Here is a 22175-nt window from a genome sequence, read left to right on the forward strand (position 1 = left end):
GTGGAACTATGGCAGCAATGCGTCGAGCTCTTGCGCGACGAATTGCCCGCTCAGCAATTCAACACCTGGATCCGTCCTCTGCAGGTCGAAGCCGAAGGCGACGAGCTGCGTGTCTACGCACCCAATCGTTTCGTTCTCGACTGGGTCAATGAGAAATACCTCAGCCGTCTGCTCGAGCTGCTTGCCGAGAGAGCGGGAGGTCTGGTGCCGGCGCTTTCCTTATTAATAGGAAGTAAGCGCACCGCTGCTGCACGTGTCGCGCCGACGGCGCCGCTGTCGGCTGCAGCGCGAGCTGCTCAGCAACAGCCACAACAAAGTCTCGCAGCCACCAAGCCCGTGCCTCCTCCTGTGCAGGAAGAGCCGTCACGTGCCAGCTTCGATTCCATGGCCGGTTCTGCGCCGCAACCGCCGACGCCTGCGGTTGCGCCTCGTACTGAGCGCACCGTGCAGGTTGAAGGTGGCCTCAAGCACACCAGCTACCTCAACCGTACCTTTACTTTCGACAACTTCGTCGAGGGCAAGTCGAACCAGTTGGCCCGCGCGGCGGCCTGGCAGGTGGCGGACAACCCCAAGCACGGTTACAACCCGTTGTTCCTGTATGGTGGCGTCGGCTTGGGTAAGACCCACCTGATGCACGCGGTGGGCAACCATCTGTTGGCGAAGAACCCGAATGCCAAGGTGGTCTACCTGCATTCCGAGCGTTTCGTCGCTGACATGGTCAAGGCGCTGCAGCTCAATGCCATCAACGAATTCAAGCGTTTCTACCGCTCGGTGGATGCGCTGCTGATCGACGATATTCAATTCTTCGCCAAGAAGGAGCGCTCCCAGGAGGAGTTCTTCCATACCTTCAACGCGTTGCTCGAGGGTGGTCAGCAGGTGATTCTCACCAGCGACCGTTACCCGAAGGAAATCGAAGGCCTGGAAGAGCGTTTGAAGTCGCGCTTCGGTTGGGGCCTGACCGTGGCGGTCGAGCCGCCCGAGTTGGAAACCCGTGTAGCGATCCTGATGAAGAAGGCCGATCAGGCCAAGGTCGATCTGCCGCACGATGCCGCGTTCTTCATCGCTCAGCGCATTCGCTCCAACGTGCGTGAGCTGGAAGGTGCGCTGAAACGCGTGATCGCTCACTCGCACTTCATGGGCCGCGACATCACCATCGAGCTGATTCGCGAGTCGCTCAAGGATCTGCTGGCCCTGCAGGACAAGCTGGTCAGCATCGATAATATTCAGCGCACCACCGCCGAGTACTACAAGATCAAGATCACCGATCTGCTTTCCAAGCGGCGTTCGCGCTCCATCGCGCGCCCCCGTCAGGTGGCCATGGCGTTGTCGAAGGAACTGACCAATCACAGCCTGCCGGAAATCGGTGTGGCCTTCGGCGGTCGTGATCACACCACGGTGTTGCACGCATGTCGTAAGATTGCTGAACTTAGGGGATCCGACGCGGACATCCGCGAGGATTACAAGAACCTGCTGCGTACACTCACTACCTGATTCATTCAATGCAGCTCCACGAGGCAAGGGACTAGACCATGCATTTCACCATTCAACGCGAAGCCCTGTTGAAACCCCTGCAACTGGTCGCCGGTGTCGTGGAACGACGCCAGACGCTGCCGGTATTGTCCAACGTCCTGCTGGTCGTCGAAGGCCAGCAGCTGTCGCTTACCGGTACTGACCTGGAAGTCGAACTGGTTGGCCGTGTCACTCTGGAAGATGCCGCCGAACCGGGCGAGATCACCGTGCCGGCGCGTAAGCTGATGGACATCTGCAAGAGCCTGCCATCTGACGCGCTGATCGACATTCGTGTCGATGACCAGAAGCTGCTGGTCAAAGCTGGTCGTAGCCGTTTTACCTTGTCGACGCTGCCTGCCAATGACTTCCCGACTGTCGAGGAAGGTCCGGGCTCGCTGACGTTCAATCTGCCGCAAGCCAAATTGCGTCGTCTGATCGAGCGCACCAGCTTTGCCATGGCGCAGCAGGATGTTCGCTATTACCTCAACGGCATGCTGTTGGAAGTCCAAACCGGCCTGTTGCGCGCCGTGGCTACCGACGGCCATCGTCTGGCGATGTGCTCGATGGACGCGACCATCCAGCAGGATGGCAAGCATCAGGTGATCGTGCCGCGCAAGGGTATTCTCGAACTGGCTCGTCTGCTCACCGAGCAGGATGCCGAAGTCGCCATCGTGCTGGGCCAACACCATATCCGTGCCAACACCGGTGAGTTCACCTTCACCTCCAAACTGGTCGACGGCAAGTTCCCGGACTACGAGCGCGTGTTGCCACGTGGCGGCGACAAGCTGGTACTGGCTGATCGTCAGGGCCTGCGTGAAGCCTTCAGCCGCACCGCGATTCTTTCCAACGAGAAGTACCGTGGTATTCGTCTGACCCTGGCTGCCGGTCTGCTGAAGATTCAGGCCAACAACCCGGAGCAGGAAGAGGCCGAGGAAGAAATCGTCGTCGACTATAACGGTGGCGGTCTGGAGATCGGTTTCAACGTCAGTTATCTGCTCGACGTGCTGGGCGTGATGGGTACCGAGCAGGTGCGTCTGATTCTTTCCGACTCGAACAGCAGTGCTCTGCTGCAGGAATCCGACAACGACGATTCCGCATACGTCGTCATGCCGATGCGCCTGTGATCGAACCTGCTAGATGTCGCTGACCCGCGTAACGGTCACCGCGGTGCGCAATTTGCACCCGGTGACCCTCTCCCCCTCCTCCCGCATCAACATCCTCTACGGCGCCAATGGCAGCGGCAAGACCAGCTTGCTCGAGGCCGTCCATCTTCTGGGCTTGGCCCGCTCCTTCCGCAGTACCCGCTTGCAGCCTGTCATTCATTACGAGCAGCCTGCCTGTACCATTTTTGGCCAGGTGCAGTTGGCTGAAGGTGGTTCGAGCAATTTGGGAATTTCCCGCGATCGTCAGGGCGAGTTGCAAATTCGTATCGATGGACAGAACGCACGTAGCGCCGCCCAGCTGGCTGATCTGTTGCCACTGCAACTGATCAATCCGGACAGTTTTCGTTTGCTGGAAGGTGCGCCGAAGATTCGCCGGCAGTTTCTCGATTGGGGCGTGTTCCACGTGGAACATCGCTTTCTAGGTGCCTGGCAGCGCTTGCAGAAAGCCCTGCGGCAGCGGAACTCGTGGCTGCGCCATGGTACACTTGACGGTGCTTCGCAAGCCGCGTGGGATCGTGAGTTGTGCAGTGCGAGCGAGGAAATCGACACCTACCGCAGGGCCTATATACAGGCACTCAAACCGGTGTTCGAGCGTACGCTCGGCGAGCTTTTGCAGCTGGATGGACTGACCCTGAGTTATTACCGCGGTTGGGACAAGGATCGTGAGTTGAGCGAAGTGCTCGCTTCTTCCCTTCTCCGTGATCAGCAACTCGGGCATACACAAGCTGGGCCACAGCGCGCCGATCTACGGTTACGCCTTGCGGGGCACAACGCGGCAGAGATCCTGTCGCGGGGGCAGCAGAAACTCGTGGTGTGTGCATTGCGCATCGCCCAGGGCCACTTGGTCAACGAAGCCAAGCGAGGCCAATGTATTTATCTGGTGGACGACCTACCGTCGGAACTGGATGAGCAGCATCGTCAGGCACTGTGCCGGTTGCTGGAAGATTTGTACTGCCAGGTGTTTATCACCTGTGTAGATCATGAATTGTTGAGGGAAGGCTGGCAGACGGATACGCCGGTTGCCATGTTCCACGTGGAACATGGCCGTATCACCCAGACCCAAGACCATCGGGAGTGAAGGCATGAGCGAGAACCAAACGTACGACTCTTCCAGTATCAAGGTACTGAAAGGCCTGGATGCCGTACGCAAACGTCCCGGTATGTACATCGGCGATACCGATGATGGTAGCGGTCTGCACCACATGGTGTTCGAGGTGGTCGACAACTCGATCGACGAAGCACTGGCAGGCTACTGCAGCGAAATCACCATCACCATCCACCCGGATGAGTCGATCAGCGTGCGTGACAACGGCCGTGGCATTCCGGTCGACATGCATAAAGAAGAAGGCGTATCGGCTGCCGAGGTCATCATGACCGTGCTGCACGCCGGCGGTAAGTTCGACGATAACAGCTACAAGGTATCCGGCGGCCTGCACGGCGTGGGTGTCTCGGTGGTGAACGCCCTCTCCAAGGAGCTGGTACTGACCATCCGCCGTAGCGGCAAGATCTGGGAACAGACCTACGTGCACGGTGTTCCGCAAGCGCCTTTGGCCGCTGTCGGCGATACCGACGGCACCGGTACGCAGATCCACTTCAAACCGTCCGAAGAGACTTTCGCCAACATCCACTTCAGCTGGGACATCCTGGCCAAGCGCCTGCGCGAACTGTCCTTCCTCAACTCTGGTGTGGGTATCCTGCTGCGTGACGAACGTACCGGCAAGGAAGAACTCTTCAAGTACGAAGGCGGCCTGAAGGCTTTCGTCGAGTTTCTCAACACCAACAAGACCGTGGTGAACCAGGTATTCCACTTCAACATCCAGCGCGAAGAAGATGGCGTCGGTGTGGAAGTCGCTCTGCAGTGGAACGACAGCTTCAACGAGAACATCCTCTGCTTCACCAACAACATTCCGCAGCGTGACGGTGGTACGCACCTGGCAGGCTTCCGCTCTGCCCTCACCCGTCACCTGAACAACTACATCGAGCAGGAAGGACTGGCGAAGAAATTCAAGGTCGCCACCACCGGCGATGATGCCCGTGAAGGCCTGACCGCGATCATTTCGGTCAAGGTTCCGGATCCGAAATTCAGCTCGCAGACCAAGGACAAACTGGTATCGAGCGAGGTGAAGACTGCGGTCGAGCAGGAAATGGGCAAGTACTTCGCCGACTTCCTGCTGGAAAACCCGAACGAAGCCAAGGCTGTGGTCGGCAAGATGATCGACGCTGCCCGTGCCCGTGAAGCCGCGCGCAAGGCCCGTGAAATGACCCGCCGCAAAGGTGCGCTGGACATCGCCGGCCTGCCAGGCAAGCTGGCTGACTGCCAGGAAAAAGACCCGGCGTTGTCCGAACTCTACATAGTGGAGGGTGACTCCGCGGGCGGTTCTGCCAAGCAGGGCCGTAACCGCAAGACCCAGGCGATCCTGCCGCTCAAGGGCAAGATCCTCAACGTCGAACGCGCGCGTTTTGATCGCATGATTTCCTCTCAGGAAGTCGGCACGCTGATCACTGCGCTCGGTTGCGGTATCGGCCGTGAGGAGTACAACATCGACAAGCTGCGTTACCACAACATCATCATCATGACCGATGCTGACGTCGACGGTTCGCACATCCGTACCCTGTTGCTGACCTTCTTCTTCCGTCAGTTGCCGGAGCTGGTCGAGCGCGGCTACATCTACATCGCCCAGCCGCCGCTGTACAAGGTCAAGAAAGGCAAGCAGGAGCAGTACATCAAGGATGACGAGGCCATGGATGAATACATGACCCAGTCGGCCCTGGAGGACGCCAGCCTGCACGTTAACGAGAATGCCCCTGGCCTGTCCGGCGAAGCGCTGGAAAAGCTCGTGGGCGAATACCGTGGCGTCATGAAGACCCTGGATCGACTGTCGCGTGTCTATCCCAAGGACATCACCGAGCATTTCGTCTATCTGCCGAGCGTTTCGGTGGAGCAACTCGCTGATCAGGCCTTCATGGATAACTGGCTGGTCGGTTTCAGTGCACGCCTGAAGGCGGTCGAGAAATCTGGCCAGACCTACACTGCCAACCTGCGTGAAGACCGCGAGCGTCACCTGTGGTTGCCTGAGGTTGAGATCAAGTCCCACGGTCTCTCCAGCTACACCACGTTCAACCGTGATTTCTTCGCCAGCAACGATTACAAGACCGTCACTACTCTTGGCAATCAGTTGAACAACCTGCTGGAAGAAGGTGCCTACGTACAGCGTGGCGAGCGCAAGAAGCCGGTTAGCAGCTTCAAGGAAGCGCTGGACTGGCTGATGACCGAGAGCACCAAGCGTCACAGCATCCAGCGATACAAAGGTCTCGGCGAGATGAACCCGGATCAGCTGTGGGAAACCACCATGGATCCGGAAGTGCGTCGCATGCTCAAGGTGACCATCGAGGACGCCATCGCAGCGGATCAGATCTTCAACACCCTGATGGGCGATGCCGTGGAGCCGCGTCGCGACTTCATCGAGTCCAACGCCCTGGCGGTGTCGAACCTGGACTTCTGATCACGTTCTGCAAGTCGAAAAAACGGGCCTTGTGGCCCGTTTTTTCATGGGCGCGTTTTAGCTCGTGGCAGCCAGCATCTGCGTATTACGGCCTGCATGTTTGGCCGCATAAAGGGCCTTGTCGGCCTTGAGCAGCATACTGGTGACATCGTCGTGCTCAGCGGGCGTCAGGCCGTGCACGCCCGCGCTGAAGCTCAAGGCGATGACGTGGCCTTCTCCCTGAGCCGGGTGTTGGGTGAGCGACTGTCGGAGCTGATCGACCAGCTCCAGGGCACCGCTGGCGTCAGTGCCAGGCAGAATCAACAGAAACTCCTCTCCTCCATAACGGCCGATGCTGTCATTGCGACGTAGACGCTGCTGCAGGTGATCCGCGCAATGCATGAGCACGGCGTCGCCGATCAGGTGGCCGTAGCTGTCGTTGATCTGTTTGAAGTGATCCAGGTCGAGCATGGCGATGGAAAGAGGTATGCGTTGACGACGAGCGCGTTCGAGTTCATCGGCGAGCTGCTCGAGTATTGCCAGGCGATTGGGTATGCCGGTCAGGGTGTCGCGCAGGGCGGTCTGGCGTAGCTCCGACTCGATACGTTCGCGCGACAGCAGCACAAGGCCGAAAGACAACATGATGATGGTGGCGGCGCCGATGGCTACGGAAACGGTCTGTTTCAGGTTGCTGACATCGTAATGCATCTCTGTCGGTGCACCGCTGAGAATCACCACCACGCGAATACCCAACCCAAACAGGCTGATGCCAGCGCCGATCATCAGTACACGGTGGGCACGCCCTCCCGCCACGGCATGTAGACGGCTCAGATGGAGGATCACCAGGCATTGGGTGAACAGCAGCACACAGGCCACCAACTGGCGTGGTTCCTGGGTGTCGATCAACAGGCTGAGAAGCACGCCGAGCAACAGCGGGAAGGCAAATGCCAGCCGCCATGGTGGACGACGGGCATGAATCAGCGGCAGGCTTACCGTATAGAACGACAGCGCCGTGGACAGCAGCACGTTGGCGAGGACGTAGGTGATCCACATCGAGACCTGGCCGAACAGGGTGAAGCCGATATAGGCCAGCGAGTGCGAGAGCATGCCCAGGCCGGTGGTGAGCATGCCGTCGCGGTGGCGCAATTGACCGACCAGTATCAAGCAACTGCCCATGATCACGGCGACCAGTGCGACGGCTCCGAACAGCGTCTGGGTATGGGCGATCATGTCGGTCTTTTTGTTCTGAGGGTTCTCTTACTCTAGTGTAATCCGGGTCTGACGAACTACATCAGGCCCACCAGTAGCGCACCATATGGAAGAACACCGGCGCGGCGAAGCATACCGAGTCCAACCGATCCAACATGCCGCCGTGGCCTTCGATCATATGGCCCCAGTCCTTCACCCCACGGTCGCGCTTGATCGCCGACATGACCAGGCCACCAGCGAAGCCGAGTATGCACACCAGCAGGGCGAACAGAGCCGCCTGCCAGAAGGCGAACGGGGTGATCCAGCACAGCAGGGCGCCGATCAGTGTGGCTAGGGCGACGCCACCGACAAAACCTTCCACGGTCTTCGAGGGCGATAGATTCGGCGCGATCTTGTGCTTGCCGAACAGTTTGCCGCACACGTACTGCAGTACGTCGGAGAGCTGTACGACGATGATCAGCCAGGCGATCAGCAGCAGGTTGCGCCCCTCGTAGCCGGGGATGTCCAGGGTCAGCAGCGCCGGTACCGAGGAGATGCAGTACACGGCGATCATCAGCCCCCACTGCACCTTGGCCGCACGCTCCAGATAGCGGGTGGTGTCACCGCCCAGCGAGGCGAGGATCGGCAGCAGCAGGAACAGGTAGACCGGGATGAAGATGGCGAACAGGCCGTACCAGCCCAGGGCGATCAGCAGGTACTGCATCGGCAGGGCGAAGTAGAAGGCCGCTACCAACGCCGGGTAATCGCTGCGTCGGGTTGGCGTCAGGGTCATGAATTCGCGCAGGGCGTAGAACGACACGAAGTAGAACAGCAGGATCACGCCGTTGTTGCCGAACAGGAAAGCGATGCCGATCACCAGCACCATCACCCACCAGGCGTTGATTCGCGCGTTGAGGTTGTCGATCACCGGGTTGGGCTGATCGCCACTGCGCCGCTTGAGGATGAAACCGACCAGACTGGCCAGCAGCAGCAGGGCACCGATACCGGCGAATAACAGCAGAGTATTGCGATCCATCTCAGGCCTCCTCGGGTGCCAGTGCCAGCAGGGCGTTACGCGCGCGTTCCAGGAAGGCGTCCTTGCCCTCCCCCTCGATGGGCTCCAGTGCGGCGCCGAAGCTCAGCGTGCACAGCAGTGGCAGCGGTAGCGCCCTGCCCTTTGGCATGACCCGGTTGAGGTTGGCTATCCATACCGGCACCAGTTCGACATCCGGGCGCGCCTGGGCGAGGTGGTAAAGACCGCTCTTGAAGGGCAGCAACGGCTCGTCGCCGAGGTTACGCGTACCCTCGGGGAAGATGATCAGCGAGTCGCCGTTTTCCAGCGCATCGAGCATTGGTTGTAGCGGATTGGTGCCTTCCTCCTTGCGCTCGCGGTCTATCAGCACGCCGTTGAACACCCGGTTGATCAAAAAGCTGCGCACGCCAGGCTTCTGCCAGTAGTCGACGCCTGCCACTGGCCGGGTGCGCTTACGCAACTCGGGCGGTAGCGAGGCCCAGAGCAGGACGAAATCGCCATGGCTGCTGTGGTTGGCGTAGTACAGGCGCTGAGTGGCCTGTGCGGTGCTACCGAGCCACAAGGCGCGGGCACCGGTCAGCAGTCGAGCCGCTGAGGTGATGGCGAAAGCGGTCAATGCGGCGAGCATGGTGACTCCTTTAAGCGAGAACTATGAAAATCCCGAGCAGCACGATCACGGCCTGCAGTAGAAGGCAGAGCACTTGCTTGCGCAGCAGGCCCAGTGCGCCCTGGCCGCGCGAGATCCAGGGACGACCACCCTGCTCCCCAGCCTGCAGGCCCAGACGTTGCAGCGCCTGATCCAGAGCCTGGGTCTGTGTCTCCAGTTGTTCTTCGGCTGCGGCCAGGTGCTGGAATAGCTCTGCGTCCAGCGCCACGCGTAGCGCCCAGTATTTTTCGGCCAGGCCCGCGATCAGCAGCAGCGCGCAGAGCAGCGCCAAGGCCAGGCTGCCTGGTGCGCCGAGCAATGGCGATAGGCCGAAGACCACTGCGACCAGGCTAAGCGCACTGGAGAAATGATCAAGGTTGCGGCCACGTCGCAACAGCGACGCAACCAGCAGCAGATCAGCCTGCATGAGCGACCTCCAGCCTCGGTTGGGCATCGAGCATGCTTTGCAGGGCGGCCAGATGCTGTGGACCGAGCACGACCTGAGGGCGCCTCTGGCGAATCAAATCCACGGCTGCTTCCACGCTCTGGCAGCGACCGCTATACAGCAGCCAGGCCGCCACGGCAGTGGCGCTACGCGAGTAACCGAGTGCACAGCACACCAGTAGTGGGCCGTGATGACGCAGGCGCTCGATGGCTTCTGCAGCGCGTTGGCAGGTGAGTTTGTCGGGCGCTACCAGATCAAGGGATGGCAGGCTGCAATAGTGCTGTGGCGTGCGCTGCAACGGCAGTTCGGCACAGAGGTCGACCAGGGCCACGTAGTGATCGAGATCCCCCGTAGCGGGCAGGCGGCCAAGGTATATGCCTTCCACGACCTGGCTAGGCTGTGGCTGGCGGTATGTCCACAGCCGCGAATTGACCCAGGCGCCGAGCAGGTAGGGCGCGAGCAAGACCATGGCGGCCGGACTGAGGCGCCCGTTGGCCTGCTTCTGGAAGCCGCCAGCACCGAACAGCAGGTAGTTGAGCGCGACCATCGCCAGGGCAATGGCCGGCCAGAACAACCACAGCCAGGCGCCACCCAGATTGACGGCCAGTGCTGTGCACAGCAGCGCGCCGAGGCTGTAGCGCAGCGCCAGGCGCCAACGTCGCGGATCGCTGGCCAGGCGGATCTGCTGCAGCGGCGTCTCGCCTTGCAGAGGCAGCAGCCAGAGACAGAAGAAGCCGGCCAGCAAGCCGGTGGGTACGTCGATGAAGTGATGCTGCCAGGTCGTCAGCACGGAAATACCGATCAATGCCATCCACAGATGCAGCAGGCCGCGCCAGAACAGGCCACGGGTTTGATTGGCGAACATCGCCCAGATGATCACCAGCAGCGTGATATGCAGTGAGGGCGCCTGGTTGAAGGGTTTGTCGAAGCCCATCAGCACGTCGAACATCATGCCGAAAGTGCCGTCCAGCGCCGGCCGTTCGAAGGTGAAGCGCAGTGGCCAGAGCAGGAAGCAGGAGACGCAGATCACCTGTGCGGCAAGCAGGCGCAGGGCGTGGCGATCCATCTCGCGGCGACAGGCCGGTAACAGGAAGGACAGACCATAGAGCAAGTCGATCGACCAATACGGCACGATAGTCCAGGGCCAGAGCGGTACTTGCGGCTCCCAGGCGAAGACCAGGCTGCCGACGTCATCGCGCTGTCCGGTAAACCAGTTGGCGAAGCCATAGCTGGCGAAGAACAGCGGGCCGAGCAACAGCAGCCAGAGTACGCCGCGCTTCCACAAGCCTGGTTCGCGGGCGCTGTCCATCACTTCACCCGTTGTGCCAGAGACACGCTGAAGATGCCCCATTGGTCGATGCGCTGCGCCACCTTGCGGAAACCGGCCGCTTCTACCAACTGATCCATCTCCGCCTGGCTACGCCGGCGCATGACCCAGGCCTGGCCATCGCGGTGGCTGGTAAGGGCGCGGGCGATCAGTTCCAGCTGCGGGTGCCAGGGTTGGCCGGTATAAACCAGGTAACCGCCCTCCTCGACTGCAGCTGCCAGACCGGCCAGCGAGTCGCCGACCATCTGGTTGCTACCGAACAGTTCATACAGGCCGGATACCACCGCCAGGGTCGGTTTCGGCTCCAGCGCGGCGAGATCCTCGCGGTCGAAGGCGTCGCCTTTGACGAAGCGGGCGATGTCGCCCAGGCCCTTCTGCTGGATCAGTGCATTGCCGTCGCGCACGTTGATGTCGCTGTAGTCGCGCAGCAGGATCGAGTCGGGCCGCTGCTGCTGGCCCTCCAGCGATTCGAGGATGTAGCGGCCATGGCCGGCGGCGATATCGACGATGCGCACGGCTCTGTCCGTCTCGCGCAGTTTGCTCATGGCCAGGCGCAGCAGTTCTTCGGCGTGCAGCTTGCGTTGACGAATGCCGCGCCAGCCGATGGAGTCCAGGTAGTTCTGGTCGATCAACCGGCCCAGTGCGCCCTTGCCGGTGGGCTGGTTGCGGTAGACGTAATCGAGGGTGCTGCCGGAGTCGAAACCGGTGTCGAAGCCCAGCTTCACCCCGGCCGACAAACTGCTGCCCAGGCGCATGCCTGCACGGGTGGCGCGCCAGTAGAGGTCGCGCAGCGAATTTTTCGGCAGCGGCGCGGCCAACTCCTCGGCCTCGGCGCAGGTGGCGCCCAGACGATCGGCATCGAGCAGTGACGGCCGTGCTACTGGCTCCTCGAAGTTGCGCAGGATAAAGCGCCGTGCGCGGCTCAGCGCATGGGCACGGTCGCGTTCGCCGAGGGTGTCATGGAAGAAACCCGGTAGCAGGTGCTTTTCCTTGCGCAGGCTACCGAGGCGCTCGAAGAAGTCTTCCTGCGGCTTGCGATGGACGACGAAGTCGGCACCGGAGATCAGCAGTTGCGTTGGCACCTGGATCGCCTGGGCGTCGGCGACGATACGGTCAGCGGCCTCGTACAGGCCGAGCAACATGGTTACCGAGATGGGCCGGGCGATCAGCGAGTCGTTCTCGAAGGAGGCGATACGCTCGGGATCGTGGCTGAGGAAACGCGCCTTGACGTAGCTGTTGACGAAGAAGTTGCCGCGCCAGGCGTGCAGCAGCTTCAAACCGGGGCGGGCGAAAGGCACGTAGAGCTTGACCTTGAACGCCGGCGAGGCGAGCACCAGGCAGCGCACCTTGGGCGCATAGTCGTGAGCCCAGGTGGAAATGATCACCGCGCCGACGCTTTGCGCCACGACGGCCAGATCCTCCTCGGCGATGTCGTGCTGGCTGCCGATGTGCTCGATGAAGGTCTGCACGTCGCGCACGCTGGTGGCAAAGCTTGGGCTGTCACCGCGTGCACCGGGCGACAGCCCGTGGCCACGGGCATCCCAGGCGAAGAAGTCGCAGTGCGGCAGCTCCAGCTCATCCACCAGATGAGCCATGCGCCCGCCATGTTCGTGGCCGCGGTGGAACAACAGCACCGCTTGGCGCGGGCCATCGGCAGGCGCAGTCGCCGGCCAGTGGCGATAGCTCAGTTCGACGCCGTCGTGGGTGGCAAAGGTATGCAGTTGGACGGGGCGCATGGAATCTCCTTATTCCTTGAGAGGGCTCAGGCCGTTTCGGCCAACCCATGGCGAACGCGGTTATAGAGGGTATAGAGCAGCAGTGCTAAGACCACAGCCAGCAGGGAATTGATCCATAGGGCCGTGAGCAGACCGGTGGCGACGCCTGCACCGAGCACGCCGAAGCAGAAGGCGCGATCGCTCTTGCCCATCGGCCCGTCATAGCGGCGAGAGGCGCCGACCATGGGGCCAAGCACGCCGGCGTATTCGCTGATCACCGCCAGCAGCACAACAACAATCACCAGCAGCGGCGAGACGCCTGCCACGAGAGCGAAGGGCAGGTACAGCGCGCTGTCGGCGATCACGTCGCAGAGCTCGTTGAGATAGGCGCCCAGCTTCGATTGTTGACCGAACTCGCGCGCGAGCATGCCGTCGACGGCGTTCAGTGCCATGCGCAGCAGCATCCACAGGGGGATCAGGGCGAACAGCCAGGCAATGTGGCTGAAAGCAGCGAGCAGGACGCCGAGCAGCACGGAGACGACGGCAGCGCTCAGAGTGACCTGATTGGCGGTGACGCCACGGGAATAGAGGCGTTCGACGCCGGGGCGCAGCAGGTTCTGGAAGGCCGGTTTGAGCTGGTAGATCGATGGCATGGCTGCAAATTCCCTTTACTGATCCGATCTTCGGCCATTGTCGCGAACGAGACTGTGAACCCATCGAGGTAGAAGCGGATTTTTCGACGGTCATGCATAGGGCGGGTGCAACCCGCCAGAGCGCTGATGGCGGGTAGCACCCGCTCTACTGAGGCGACAACTTATACCCCGGCGCAGGATTTTCCTAGCGCTGGCGATTCGCCAGGAAAATCAGCTAGATACAAGCAATGATGGCGATTTGATTGTATTTCGTGCACAGCTTATCCACAGATCAGGCCGTTTCGCCCAGACGGCTCAACTGCGGCTCTTCACCGCGCAGCTCGGCCTGCTGCCGGCAGGCCCACTGGAAGGCTCGCTCGTTGAGTTCGGCGATGGCACGTGGGCCTTCGCCCTCGGCGTACATGGGCTTGCCGATGATCACCTGAATGGTGCCCGAGCGCTTGCCCCAGCCTGCCTTGGGCCAGAATTCGCCGGCGTTATGCGCGATGGGCAGTACCGGCAGACCGGCGTTCACCGCGAGGGCAGTGCCGCCGCGGGAGAACTTGCCGATCTGGCCGGGCGGAATTCGCGTGCCTTCGGGGAACACCAGTACCCAGGCGCCCTGCTTGAGGCGTTCGTCGCCCTGCTTGGCCAATTGCTTGAGCGCGGCCTTGGGGTTGCTGCGGTCGATGGCGATGGGCTTGAGCAGCGCCATGCCCCAGCCGAAGAACGGCACGCGCAACAGCTCGCGTTTGACCACCTGGCTGAGCGGTTCGAAATAGGCGGAGAGGAAGAAGGTTTCCCAGGTGCTCTGGTGGTTGGCGAGGATCACGCACGGGCGCTCGGGGATATTCTCCACGCCACGCACGTCATAGCGGATACCGACGATCACCTTGGCCAGCCATACGGCGCAGCTACACCAGGCCTGAACCACGAAGCGGTAGCGTTGGCGGAACGGCAGCAAAGGTGCGACCAGCAGGCTGATCAGGCACCAGAAGAACGAGCTGGACGACAGCAGCAGGTAGAAAAGCGTGACTCTGAATGCCTGCAGGATCGCCATGAAGCTTCACACCTTATGAGAGCAGTTGATCGGCGACCGCCGCCAGATCATCGAATACCAGGGTTCCTGGCGGCAGTGGCTTGGCCAGGGTTCGTTCGCCCTTGCCGGTTTTTACCAGCACAGGCTGACAATCGACGGCCAGCGCGGCTTGCAGGTCACCGCTGCTATCACCAACGAACCAGATTCCTGCCAGTTCCGTGGCGTAGTGCGCAGCGATCTGCTGCAACATACCCGGTTTCGGCTTACGGCAGTCACAGCCGTCGTCCGGTCCGTGCGGGCAGTAAACGATCAGGCCGACCTCGCCACCCTGCTCCGCCACCAGCTCGCGCAGACGCGCGTGCATCGACCCCAGGGTTGCCAGGTCGTAGTAACCGCGGGCAATGCCGGACTGGTTGGTGGCCACGGCCACTGTCCAGCCCGATTTCGACAGGCGCGCGATGGCGGCGATCGACGACGCAATGGGGTGCCACTCGTCGAGCGTCTTGATATAGGCGTCGGAGTCTTCGTTGATGACACCGTCGCGGTCGAGGATCAGCAGTTTCATGCAGCCACGCCAGAAGCAGAGGTGGAAACGAACGCAGGCCGCGAAAACCTTCGCGGCCTGCGTCTGGCGTCAGCCCAGTACCGAGATGTCCGCCACACCGAGGAACAGCGCGCGCAGGCGGGCCAGCAAGGCATAGCGGTTGACGCGCACGCGCGCATCCTCGGCGTTGACCAGCACCGCCTCGAAGAAGGCATCCACCGGCTCGCGCAGGCTGGCCAGCTTGGCCAGCGCTTCGTTGTACTGACGGGCGGCTGCCAGCGGCTGTACAGCCTGGTCGGCCTGCTGGATGGCGGCGTGCAGGGCGAACTCGCTGGGGTTGTCGAAGTAGTGCGCTTCGACCTGGGCGGCGACGCCACCTTCGGCCTTGCTCAGCAGGTTCGACACGCGCTTGTTGGCGGCGGCCAGGGCAGCGGCCTGCGGCAGCTTGCGGAAGGCCTGAACGGCCTGCACGCGCTGGTCGAAGTCCAGCGGCGAGGTCGGAGTGACCGCACGTACCGCCTGGTACACGGCCACTTCGATGCCTTCGTCTTCGTAGCGCGCACGCAGGCGGTCGAAGATGAACTCCAGCACCTGGGCAGCCAGGCCTTCGGTCTTGATCTTGCCGGCGTACTGGGCGACGGCGAAGTCGACCGCGGCGGCCAGATCCAGATCCAGGCCCTTCTCGATCAGGATGCGTAGCACACCGAGGGCGGCACGGCGCAAGGCGTAAGGGTCTTTCGAACCGGTCGGCAGCATGCCGATGCCGAAGATGCCGACCAGGGTATCTAGCTTGTCAGCTACCGCCACCGCAGCACCGGTCAAGGTGCTCGGCAGTTCCGCGCCGGCACCGCGCGGCATGTATTGCTCGTTCAGCGCCAGGGCGACGTCCTGCGGCTCACCGTCGTTGAGCGCGTAGTAGTAGCCGGCGATGCCCTGCATCTCGGGGAATTCGCCAACCATTTCGGTGGCCAGGTCGCATTTGGACAGCAGGCCGGCACGGGCGGCGCGCTGGGCGTCGCCACCGACTTCACGGGCGATGAAGCCGGCGAGTGCTGATACCCGTTGGGCTTTTTCAAATACCGAACCCAGCTGGGCCTGGAACACCACGTTGGCCAGGCGCTGGTTGAAGCCTTCGAGCTTCTGCTTCTTGTCCTGCTTGAAGAAGAACTCGGCGTCGGTCAGGCGCGGACGCACCACTTTCTCGTTACCCGAGACGATCTGCGCCGGATCCTTGGACTCGACGTTGGCCACGGTGATGAAGCGCGGCAGCAGTTTGCCGTTCGCATCCAGCAGGCAGAAGTACTTCTGGTTGTCCTGCATGGTGCTGATCAGCGCTTCCTGCGGCACTTCCAGGAAGCGCTCCTCGAAGGAGCAGACCAGCGGCACTGGCCATTCGACCAGAGCAGTCACTTCGTCCAGCAGAGCCGGTGGCACGATGGCGCTGCCCTGCTCGGCCGCAGCCAGTTCGTCGACGCGGCGGCTGATGATCTCACGGCGCTCGGCGAAGTCGGCCAGCACGTAGGCGCTGCGCAGGTCTTCGGCGTAGTTGGCCGGGCTGCTGATGCGCACGTCACGGTTGGCGTGGAAGCGGTGGCCACGGGACACGCGACCAGCTTTCTGCGCGAGGATCTCGCAGTCGACCACGGCGTCGCCGAACAGCATCACCAGCCACTGGGTCGGGCGCACGAACTCGTCACGACGGGCGGCCCAACGCATGCGTTTCGGGATCGGCAGGTCGTTCAGCGAGTCCTGCACGATGGTCGGCAGCAGGTTCACCGCCGGCTGGCCGGGGATGTGCTGGGCGAAGCGCAGTTTCGCGCCGCTGCGGTCGATCTCGGCGATGTCCACGCCGCACTTGCGGGCGAAGCCCAGAGCGGCCTGGGTCGGATTGCCGTCGGCGTCGAAGGCGGCCTGGATGGGCGGGCCATCGAGGTTCATGCTGCGGTCGGCTTGCTGCTCTTCGAGCTGCTCGACCAGCACCGCCAGGCGCCGTGGTGCGGCGTACACGCGGGTGCCGGCGTAGCCCAGGCCAGCGGCCTTGAGGCCTTTCTCGATACCGGCGAGGAAGGCATCACCGAGAGTTTTCAGGGCTTTGGGTGGCAGCTCTTCGGTGCCCAGTTCGACCAGGAAATCTTGTGCACTCATGCTTGCGTCTCCAGCTTGGCCAGTACTTCATCACGCAGTTCGGGGGTGGCCATGGGGAAGCCGAGCTTGGCGCGTGCCTGCAGGTAGCTCTGCGCCACCGCACGGGCCAGGGTGCGCACGCGCAGGATGTACTGCTGACGTGCGGTCACCGAGATGGCGCGGCGGGCGTCGAGCAGGTTGAAGGTGTGCGAGGCCTTGAGCACCATCTCGTAGGTCGGCAGCGGCAGCTCCAGCTCGATCAGACGATTGGCTTCGCTCTCGTAGAAATCGAACAGCTCGAACAGCTTCTCGACGTTGGCGTGCTCGAAGTTGTAGGTGGACTGCTCCACTTCGTTCTGGTGGAACACGTCGCCATAGGTCACGGTGCCGAACGGGCCGTCGGTCCAGATCAGGTCGTAGACCGAGTCGACGCCCTGCAGGTACATGGCCAGGCGCTCCAGGCCATAGGTGATCTCGCCAGTCACCGGATAGCACTCTATGCCACCGACCTGCTGGAAGTAGGTGAACTGGGTGACTTCCATGCCGTTGAGCCAGATTTCCCAGCCCAGACCCCAGGCGCCGAGAGTCGGCGATTCCCAGTTGTCTTCGACGAAGCGGATGTCATGCACTTCCGGATCGAGGCCGATGGCCTTCAGCGAGCCCAGGTACAGCTCCTGGAAGTTCTCCGGGTTGGGTTTCAGAACCACCTGGAACTGGTAGTAATGCTGCAGGCGGTTGGGGTTTTCACCGTAGCGGCCGTCGGTTGGACGGCGCGATGGCTGCACGTAGGCAGCATTCCAGGTTTCCGGGCCGACGGCGCGCAGGAAGGTGGCGGTGTGGAAGGTGCCGGCGCCCACTTCCATGTCGTAGGGTTGCAGCACCACACAGCCCTGTTCGGCCCAATAGTTCTGCAGGGCCAGGATCAGATCCTGGAAGGTGCGCACGGCAGGCTTGGTCTGGCTCACGAGTTTCACCGTTGTCGAGGCTTTGGCGTAAAGCCGCGCAGTATACCTGATCGAACCCTGTCAAACCCAGCAACGGCAGGCGTTTGCAGGGTGGCATTGCGCTGTCATGATGGAATTGGTTATTTTGAGAACGATTATCATATGTAGCCATGTCAAAGACCCCATGAGCAGCCAGCGCACCTTCGAGCAGGACGTCGAACGTCTCTATCTGGATCATCACGGCTGGCTGAAAGGTTGGCTGCGCAAACGTCTGGGCGAGGCGTCCGATGCCGATGACCTGGCGCAGGACACCTTCATGCGCATTCTCAAGTCGCGGCGAACCCTGCACGACTTGCGTCAGCCCATGGCCTTTCTCGCCACCATCGCCAACAGTCTGTTGGTCAACCGCTGGCGCCGCCAGGCGCTGGAGCGCGCCTACATCGAAGCCCTGGCGACGATGCCGGAGGCGGTCGAGCCCTCGCCCGAGGAGCGCCTGCTGTTGATCGAGGCCCTGGTGGAAATCGACACGCTGCTGCACGGCCTGTCGCCGCGTATCCGCCAGATATTCTTCCTCTCGCAGCTCGACGGTCTGACTTATCCACAGATCGCCGGTCAGTTGGGGCTGAGCGTGGATCAGGTGCAGAAGGCCATGCGCAAGGCCTTCACTGCCTGCTATGCCGCGCGCTTCGAGGCGTTGTGATGATGGCTGACGCTCCTATTTCCACTGTCGTACGCGACCAGGCAATCGCCTGGTTCACCCTGGCGCAATCGGGCTGCATGCGCGCCGACGAACAGCAGCAACTGCAACGCTGGCGCCAGGCTGACAGCGAACACGAGCGCGCCTGGCAGCGTCTGGTCGGTATCCCGCTCGGCTTTCAGCAGCGAGCGGCCCAGCTTGCCAATCCAGCGGCGCGCGCTGCGCTGGAAAACGCCCAGCCACACAGCGTCGATCGTCGGCGTGTACTGAAGACCCTGGCTGGCCTGGGCCTGCTCGGTACTGCTGCCTGGCAGATGAGTGATAGCTACTGGCTGCAAGGACAGCTTGCCGACCTGCACACCGCCACTGGCGAGCGGGTGCAGAAGCGTTTGCCCGATGGCTCTCAGATCTGGCTCAACACCCGCAGCGCTGTGGATGTGCGCTTCGACGCGCAGAGTCGCCTGTTGCTGTTGCGCCATGGCGAGGTGGACATCCTCACCGCCCGTGATGCGCAGGATCGACCATTTATGGTGTTGACCGAGCAGGCGCGCCTGCGCCCGCTGGGCACCCGTTTCAGCGTGCGCCAGGGCGATGGCGAAACGCTGCTTAGCGTCAGCCAGGGACGGGTTGCCGCGACGGCGCGTTCCGGGGCAGGCGAGCGCATCGTCGAGCAGGGCTGGAGTGTGCGGATCGATACGGGTGGCGTTGCTCAGCCGGTGCAGGCCAGTGCCGCCAACAATGCCTGGACCGATGGCTTCATCATCGCCGAGCGCATGCGCCTGGCGGATTTCCTCGCCGAGCTGGGGCGTTATCGTCCGGGCATTCTACGTTGCGATCCGGCGGTGGCGGATCTACGCCTGAGCGGCTCGTTCCCGCTGGATGATGGCGAGCGCATCCTCGCCATGCTGGAGAAAAGTCTGCCGGTGCGTGTGCAGAGCCGCACGCCATATTGGGTGACGGTGGTGCCGGCATAGCCAGCATGCTCTCGTAGGGCGCGCCGTGCGCACCGTGAATACTGCAGTGCTTGTTCGGTGTGCACGGCGCATCCTACTGATGCGAACGAAAAATATTTTCATTTACTTGGCAGGTTTTTCCATCTCGCGTGGCCTAGGGAAGAATCCCGCCAATCGTGCGGGCTAAAACCTGGAACGGACTGTCTGCCAAATGCCCTACTCCCTTCATGCACTGGCGCGCGCCACCCGCAGTGCCACAGCGTATCGCCTAGGCTTCGCCCTGCTCGCCGGCTTCGCGCCGCTGATCTACACGCCCACCCTGCTTGCCAGCGAAACGGCTGGTGTGCAGCGCAGCATCGCCTTCGATATTGCTGCCGGGCCGCTGGATCAGGCACTGGGGCAGTTCGGGCGCCAGGCCGGGATTCCCATCGCGACCAACGCCGGGCTGACCGCCGGCAAGCGTAGCCAGGGAGTGCAGGGCAGTTATCCCGTCGTTGAGGGTTTCGCACGACTTCTGGCTGGCACCGGCTTGGCCAGCGAGGTTCAGGCCGATGGCAGTTATCTGCTGGTGGAACGCAGCGTGGAGGACGCGCTGGAACTGAGTGCGACCACGGTCAGTGGCCGTCAGCAGCTTGGTGCGATCACTGAGGGCAGTGGTTCCTACACCACCGGTGCCATGAGCGTGGGTACCAAACTGCCGGCCTCGCTGCGCCAGACTCCGCAGTCGGTGACCGTGGTGACACGCCAGCGCATGAACGACCAGAACATGCAGAAGCTCGAGGATATCGCCAACTACACACCGGGCCTGACCCTGCGCAAGACCGGCGGTGAGCGCCCGGAGTTTTACGCTCGCGGCGCGGCCATCGACAACATCATGATCGACGGTCTGCCGGTGGCCTACGACAGCGACACCCTGGGCACCTCGACCCTGGCCATGTTCGATCGCGTGGAAGTGCTGCGTGGCGCTTCCGGGCTGATGGTCGGCGCCGGCAATCCTTCGGGGACGCTGAATCTGGTGCGCAAGCGGCCTACGGTCGATCCACGCCTGGCCATCAGCGCCAGCGCCGGACGCTGGGATGACTACCGCAGCGAGCTGGATATCAGCGGCAAGCTGGACGAGTCCGGCCGGGTGCGTGGCCGCTTCGTTGGCGCCTATCAGGATCGCGACACCTTCGTCGACGCCTACGAGAACAAGCGCCAACTGCTCTATGGCATCACCGAATACGATCTGGGCAGCAGCACCACCCTGACCCTGGGCGGCTACTTCAACCGCGAGGACAACCCTGGCGCTGACTGGAACGGTCTGCCGGCCCGGGTCGATGGCTCCTTCTTTCCGTTCTCCCGTTCGGCGCGCACGGCACCGGACTGGACCTACTGGAACAAGGAAACCCGTAGCGTATTCGCGGAAATCGAGCAGCGTTTCGACAATGACTGGACGGCTCGTCTGAACAGCACCTGGTTGCGGGGCAACCTGGAAATGCTCGGCGGCAGCATCTATGTCGATGGCAACGACTACCACCTCAATATCGGCCGCTACTCCTACCAGCACACGCAGAAGAGTGTCGACGGCTATGCCACGGGGCCGTTCACCTTGTTCGGCGCTACTCATGAGTTGGTGGTGGGTGCCAGCTTTCGCCGCGACGATACCGATGACGGCCCTGGCGGCCCTGGTATCGATACCGATGTGATCATCGACCCGATCAGCTTCGACCCCAAGGCGTATCCGAAGCCGGCCATCGACAACAACTGGTCGCGGGTGGGTCGTGAGGAGCAGTCGAGCGTCTATACCACCACGCGCCTGAACCTGCTTGACGATCTGCGCCTGATCCTCGGTGCGCGTCTGGACTGGTACGACTACTACCAGACGACCCAATCCGGCATCTACAGCTTCGGCGACGACTACAAGGCGACGCGTGAGTACACACCCTACGCCGGCCTGATCTACGACCTCAATGACACCTACTCGGTGTATGTCAGTGGTACGCGCATCTTCCGTCCCCAGGCTGCCCAGGATGCCGGGGGCAGCCTGCTTGATCCGGTTACCGGCACCAACTACGAGGTCGGTATCAAGGGCGAATACTTCGATGGCGCCCTCAATGCCAGCGTCGCGCTGTTCCAGCTGGATCAGGAAAACCTCGCCAAATCCCTCCCGGCAGGTGCGTGCAACCCTGGCGTTCCTTCCTGCTCCGAAGCTAGCGGGGAAATCCGTACCCGTGGTATCGAGCTGGAGATGAGCGGCGAGCTGGCACCGGGTTGGCAGGCAGTCGCTGGCTACACCTATGCTGCGGCCGAATACACCAAGGCCACCAACACGGCGGAAAAAGGTGATCGTTTCGATAGCGATACGCCCTACAACCTGCTCAAGCTGTCGACCACCTACCGGCTACCGGGTGAGCTGGAGAACTGGACGGTGGGTGGCGGCTTCCGTACCCAGAGCAGCGCCTATACGTCCCTTGGTGTGAAACAGGGCGGCTACAGCCTGACCGACCTGATGGTCGGCTATCGTTGGAGCGAGGAACTGCAGCTACAGGCCAACTTGAGCAACGTCTTCGACAAGCGCTACTACCAGAACATCAGCAACTCCTGGGGTGCCAACAGCTTTGGCGAACCGCGCAACTTGGTATTCAGCGTGCGCTACAGCCCTGAGTTGTAAAAGGGCTGTTCCGGGTGACTGGGTAACTGGTTTTTTATACAGTTATTCGGTGTATAGTCACCCGGTCTTCTCTGCCAGGTT

The 22175-nt window shown here is 62.0% G+C and carries 18 protein-coding genes; 7 read left to right on the forward strand and 11 right to left on the reverse strand.

The genetic code is table 11. From position 1 onward, the window contains the following. From dnaA to gyrB, 4 genes are read left to right on the forward strand one after another with little or no spacing between them, the layout of a single operon-like run. Nucleotides 1-1491 carry a chromosomal replication initiator protein DnaA gene (dnaA, locus tag HS968_RS00005; RefSeq protein WP_182369524.1) on the forward strand — a complete coding sequence of 497 codons (1491 nt, stop codon included), beginning with the start codon at nt 1-3 and terminating at the stop codon, nt 1489-1491. 38 nt (nt 1492-1529) lie between these two features. Continuing rightward, nucleotides 1530-2633, forward strand: a complete 1104-nt coding sequence (gene dnaN, locus HS968_RS00010; RefSeq protein WP_106737946.1) for a DNA polymerase III subunit beta — start codon at nt 1530-1532, stop codon at nt 2631-2633. Nucleotides 2634-2646: 13 nt separating this feature from the next. Next, the gene (gene recF, locus HS968_RS00015) at nt 2647-3750 is read left to right on the forward strand and encodes a DNA replication/repair protein RecF (RefSeq protein ID WP_182369526.1); all 1104 of its coding nucleotides are present in this window, start codon (nt 2647-2649) and stop codon (nt 3748-3750) included. 4 nt (nt 3751-3754) lie between these two features. After that, on the forward strand, nt 3755-6175 hold the full coding sequence (gene gyrB / locus HS968_RS00020; RefSeq protein WP_182369528.1) for a DNA topoisomerase (ATP-hydrolyzing) subunit B: 2421 nt from the start codon (nt 3755-3757) through the stop codon (nt 6173-6175). A gap of 57 nt (nt 6176-6232) precedes the next feature. On the opposite strand, the gene HS968_RS00025 is transcribed toward gyrB, so the two are convergent. From HS968_RS00025 to glyQ, 11 genes are all read right to left on the reverse strand, one after another. Beyond that, on the reverse strand, nt 6233-7384 hold the full coding sequence (locus HS968_RS00025; protein ID WP_182369530.1) for a GGDEF domain-containing protein: 1152 nt from the start codon (nt 7382-7384) through the stop codon (nt 6233-6235). 61 nt (nt 7385-7445) lie between these two features. Then, on the reverse strand, nt 7446-8378 hold the full coding sequence (locus tag HS968_RS00030; protein ID WP_119692594.1) for a phosphatidate cytidylyltransferase: 933 nt from the start codon (nt 8376-8378) through the stop codon (nt 7446-7448). Between the two features lies 1 nt (nt 8379). Then, nucleotides 8380-9003, reverse strand: coding sequence for a lysophospholipid acyltransferase family protein (locus tag HS968_RS00035; protein ID WP_182369532.1), 624 nt, complete (start codon nt 9001-9003; stop codon nt 8380-8382). Between the two features lie 10 nt (nt 9004-9013). Then, nucleotides 9014-9448 carry a hypothetical protein gene (locus HS968_RS00040; RefSeq protein ID WP_182369534.1) on the reverse strand — a complete coding sequence of 145 codons (435 nt, stop codon included), beginning with the start codon at nt 9446-9448 and terminating at the stop codon, nt 9014-9016. Then, complete coding sequence (locus HS968_RS00045) at nt 9438-10775, reverse strand: phosphatase PAP2/dual specificity phosphatase family protein (RefSeq protein ID WP_182369536.1); 1338 nt, start codon at nt 10773-10775, stop codon at nt 9438-9440. Before HS968_RS00045 ends, HS968_RS00040 begins: the two co-directional genes overlap by 11 nt. Next, entirely contained in the window at nt 10775-12529 is a 1755-nt protein-coding gene (locus HS968_RS00050) for a bifunctional alpha/beta hydrolase/class I SAM-dependent methyltransferase (protein WP_182369538.1), read from the reverse strand. The genes HS968_RS00045 and HS968_RS00050 overlap by 1 nt, the downstream gene beginning before the upstream one ends. 26 nt (nt 12530-12555) lie before the next feature. Further along, nucleotides 12556-13161, reverse strand: a complete 606-nt coding sequence (locus HS968_RS00055; RefSeq protein ID WP_182369540.1) for a CDP-alcohol phosphatidyltransferase family protein — start codon at nt 13159-13161, stop codon at nt 12556-12558. Nucleotides 13162-13432: 271 nt separating this feature from the next. Then, complete coding sequence (locus HS968_RS00060; protein WP_182369542.1) at nt 13433-14200, reverse strand: lysophospholipid acyltransferase family protein; 768 nt, start codon at nt 14198-14200, stop codon at nt 13433-13435. A 13-nt stretch (nt 14201-14213) separates the two neighbouring features. Beyond that, nucleotides 14214-14744, reverse strand: coding sequence for a D-glycero-beta-D-manno-heptose 1,7-bisphosphate 7-phosphatase (gene gmhB / locus HS968_RS00065; RefSeq protein ID WP_182369544.1), 531 nt, complete (start codon nt 14742-14744; stop codon nt 14214-14216). A gap of 69 nt (nt 14745-14813) precedes the next feature. Continuing rightward, complete coding sequence (gene glyS / locus HS968_RS00070; RefSeq protein WP_182369546.1) at nt 14814-16868, reverse strand: glycine--tRNA ligase subunit beta; 2055 nt, start codon at nt 16866-16868, stop codon at nt 14814-14816. Further along, complete coding sequence (gene glyQ, locus HS968_RS00075) at nt 16865-17812, reverse strand: glycine--tRNA ligase subunit alpha (protein ID WP_119692586.1); 948 nt, start codon at nt 17810-17812, stop codon at nt 16865-16867. Before glyQ ends, glyS begins: the two co-directional genes overlap by 4 nt. Before the next feature lie 163 nt (nt 17813-17975). Here glyQ and HS968_RS00080 point away from each other — a divergent pair, with 163 nt between their 5' ends. The 3 genes from HS968_RS00080 to HS968_RS00090 all read left to right on the forward strand — a co-directional run bounded on the left by HS968_RS00080 (nt 17976) and on the right by HS968_RS00090 (nt 22094). Beyond that, nucleotides 17976-18491 (forward strand): sigma-70 family RNA polymerase sigma factor, encoded by a 516-nt coding sequence (locus tag HS968_RS00080; RefSeq protein WP_182369547.1) that lies wholly within the window; start codon nt 17976-17978, stop codon nt 18489-18491. Between the two features lie 2 nt (nt 18492-18493). After that, the gene (locus tag HS968_RS00085) at nt 18494-19462 is read left to right on the forward strand and encodes a FecR domain-containing protein (RefSeq protein WP_238338895.1); all 969 of its coding nucleotides are present in this window, start codon (nt 18494-18496) and stop codon (nt 19460-19462) included. Nucleotides 19463-19652: 190 nt separating this feature from the next. Next, nucleotides 19653-22094, forward strand: coding sequence for a TonB-dependent siderophore receptor (locus HS968_RS00090; RefSeq protein ID WP_238338896.1), 2442 nt, complete (start codon nt 19653-19655; stop codon nt 22092-22094). The last annotated feature ends 81 nt before the right edge of the window (nt 22095-22175 follow it).

It is taken from the genome of Pseudomonas berkeleyensis (assembly GCF_014109765.1).
GTDB classification, from domain to species: domain Bacteria; phylum Pseudomonadota; class Gammaproteobacteria; order Pseudomonadales; family Pseudomonadaceae; genus Aquipseudomonas; species Aquipseudomonas berkeleyensis.

Bases quoted from the DNA above. Each gene is read 5' to 3' on its own strand.
- recF (WP_182369526.1), top strand. From the start codon at position 2,647: ATGTCGCTGACCCGCGTAACGGTCACCGCGGTGCGCAATTTGCACCCG.
- HS968_RS00030 (WP_119692594.1), bottom strand. From the start codon at position 8,378: ATGGATCGCAATACTCTGCTGTTATTCGCCGGTATCGGTGCCCTGCTG.
- HS968_RS00050 (WP_182369538.1), bottom strand. From the start codon at position 12,529: ATGCGCCCCGTCCAACTGCATACCTTTGCCACCCACGACGGCGTCGAA.
- HS968_RS00045 (WP_182369536.1), bottom strand. From the start codon at position 10,775: ATGGACAGCGCCCGCGAACCAGGCTTGTGGAAGCGCGGCGTACTCTGG.
- dnaN (WP_106737946.1), top strand. From the start codon at position 1,530: ATGCATTTCACCATTCAACGCGAAGCCCTGTTGAAACCCCTGCAACTG.
- HS968_RS00085 (WP_238338895.1), top strand. From the start codon at position 18,494: ATGGCTGACGCTCCTATTTCCACTGTCGTACGCGACCAGGCAATCGCC.
- HS968_RS00090 (WP_238338896.1), top strand. From the start codon at position 19,653: ATGCCCTACTCCCTTCATGCACTGGCGCGCGCCACCCGCAGTGCCACA.
- HS968_RS00055 (WP_182369540.1), bottom strand. From the start codon at position 13,161: ATGCCATCGATCTACCAGCTCAAACCGGCCTTCCAGAACCTGCTGCGC.
- HS968_RS00040 (WP_182369534.1), bottom strand. From the start codon at position 9,448: ATGCAGGCTGATCTGCTGCTGGTTGCGTCGCTGTTGCGACGTGGCCGC.
- HS968_RS00060 (WP_182369542.1), bottom strand. From the start codon at position 14,200: ATGGCGATCCTGCAGGCATTCAGAGTCACGCTTTTCTACCTGCTGCTG.
- gmhB (WP_182369544.1), bottom strand. From the start codon at position 14,744: ATGAAACTGCTGATCCTCGACCGCGACGGTGTCATCAACGAAGACTCC.
- HS968_RS00035 (WP_182369532.1), bottom strand. From the start codon at position 9,003: ATGCTCGCCGCATTGACCGCTTTCGCCATCACCTCAGCGGCTCGACTG.
- gyrB (WP_182369528.1), top strand. From the start codon at position 3,755: ATGAGCGAGAACCAAACGTACGACTCTTCCAGTATCAAGGTACTGAAA.
- HS968_RS00080 (WP_182369547.1), top strand. From the start codon at position 17,976: ATGAGCAGCCAGCGCACCTTCGAGCAGGACGTCGAACGTCTCTATCTG.
- glyS (WP_182369546.1), bottom strand. From the start codon at position 16,868: ATGAGTGCACAAGATTTCCTGGTCGAACTGGGCACCGAAGAGCTGCCA.
- HS968_RS00025 (WP_182369530.1), bottom strand. From the start codon at position 7,384: ATGATCGCCCATACCCAGACGCTGTTCGGAGCCGTCGCACTGGTCGCC.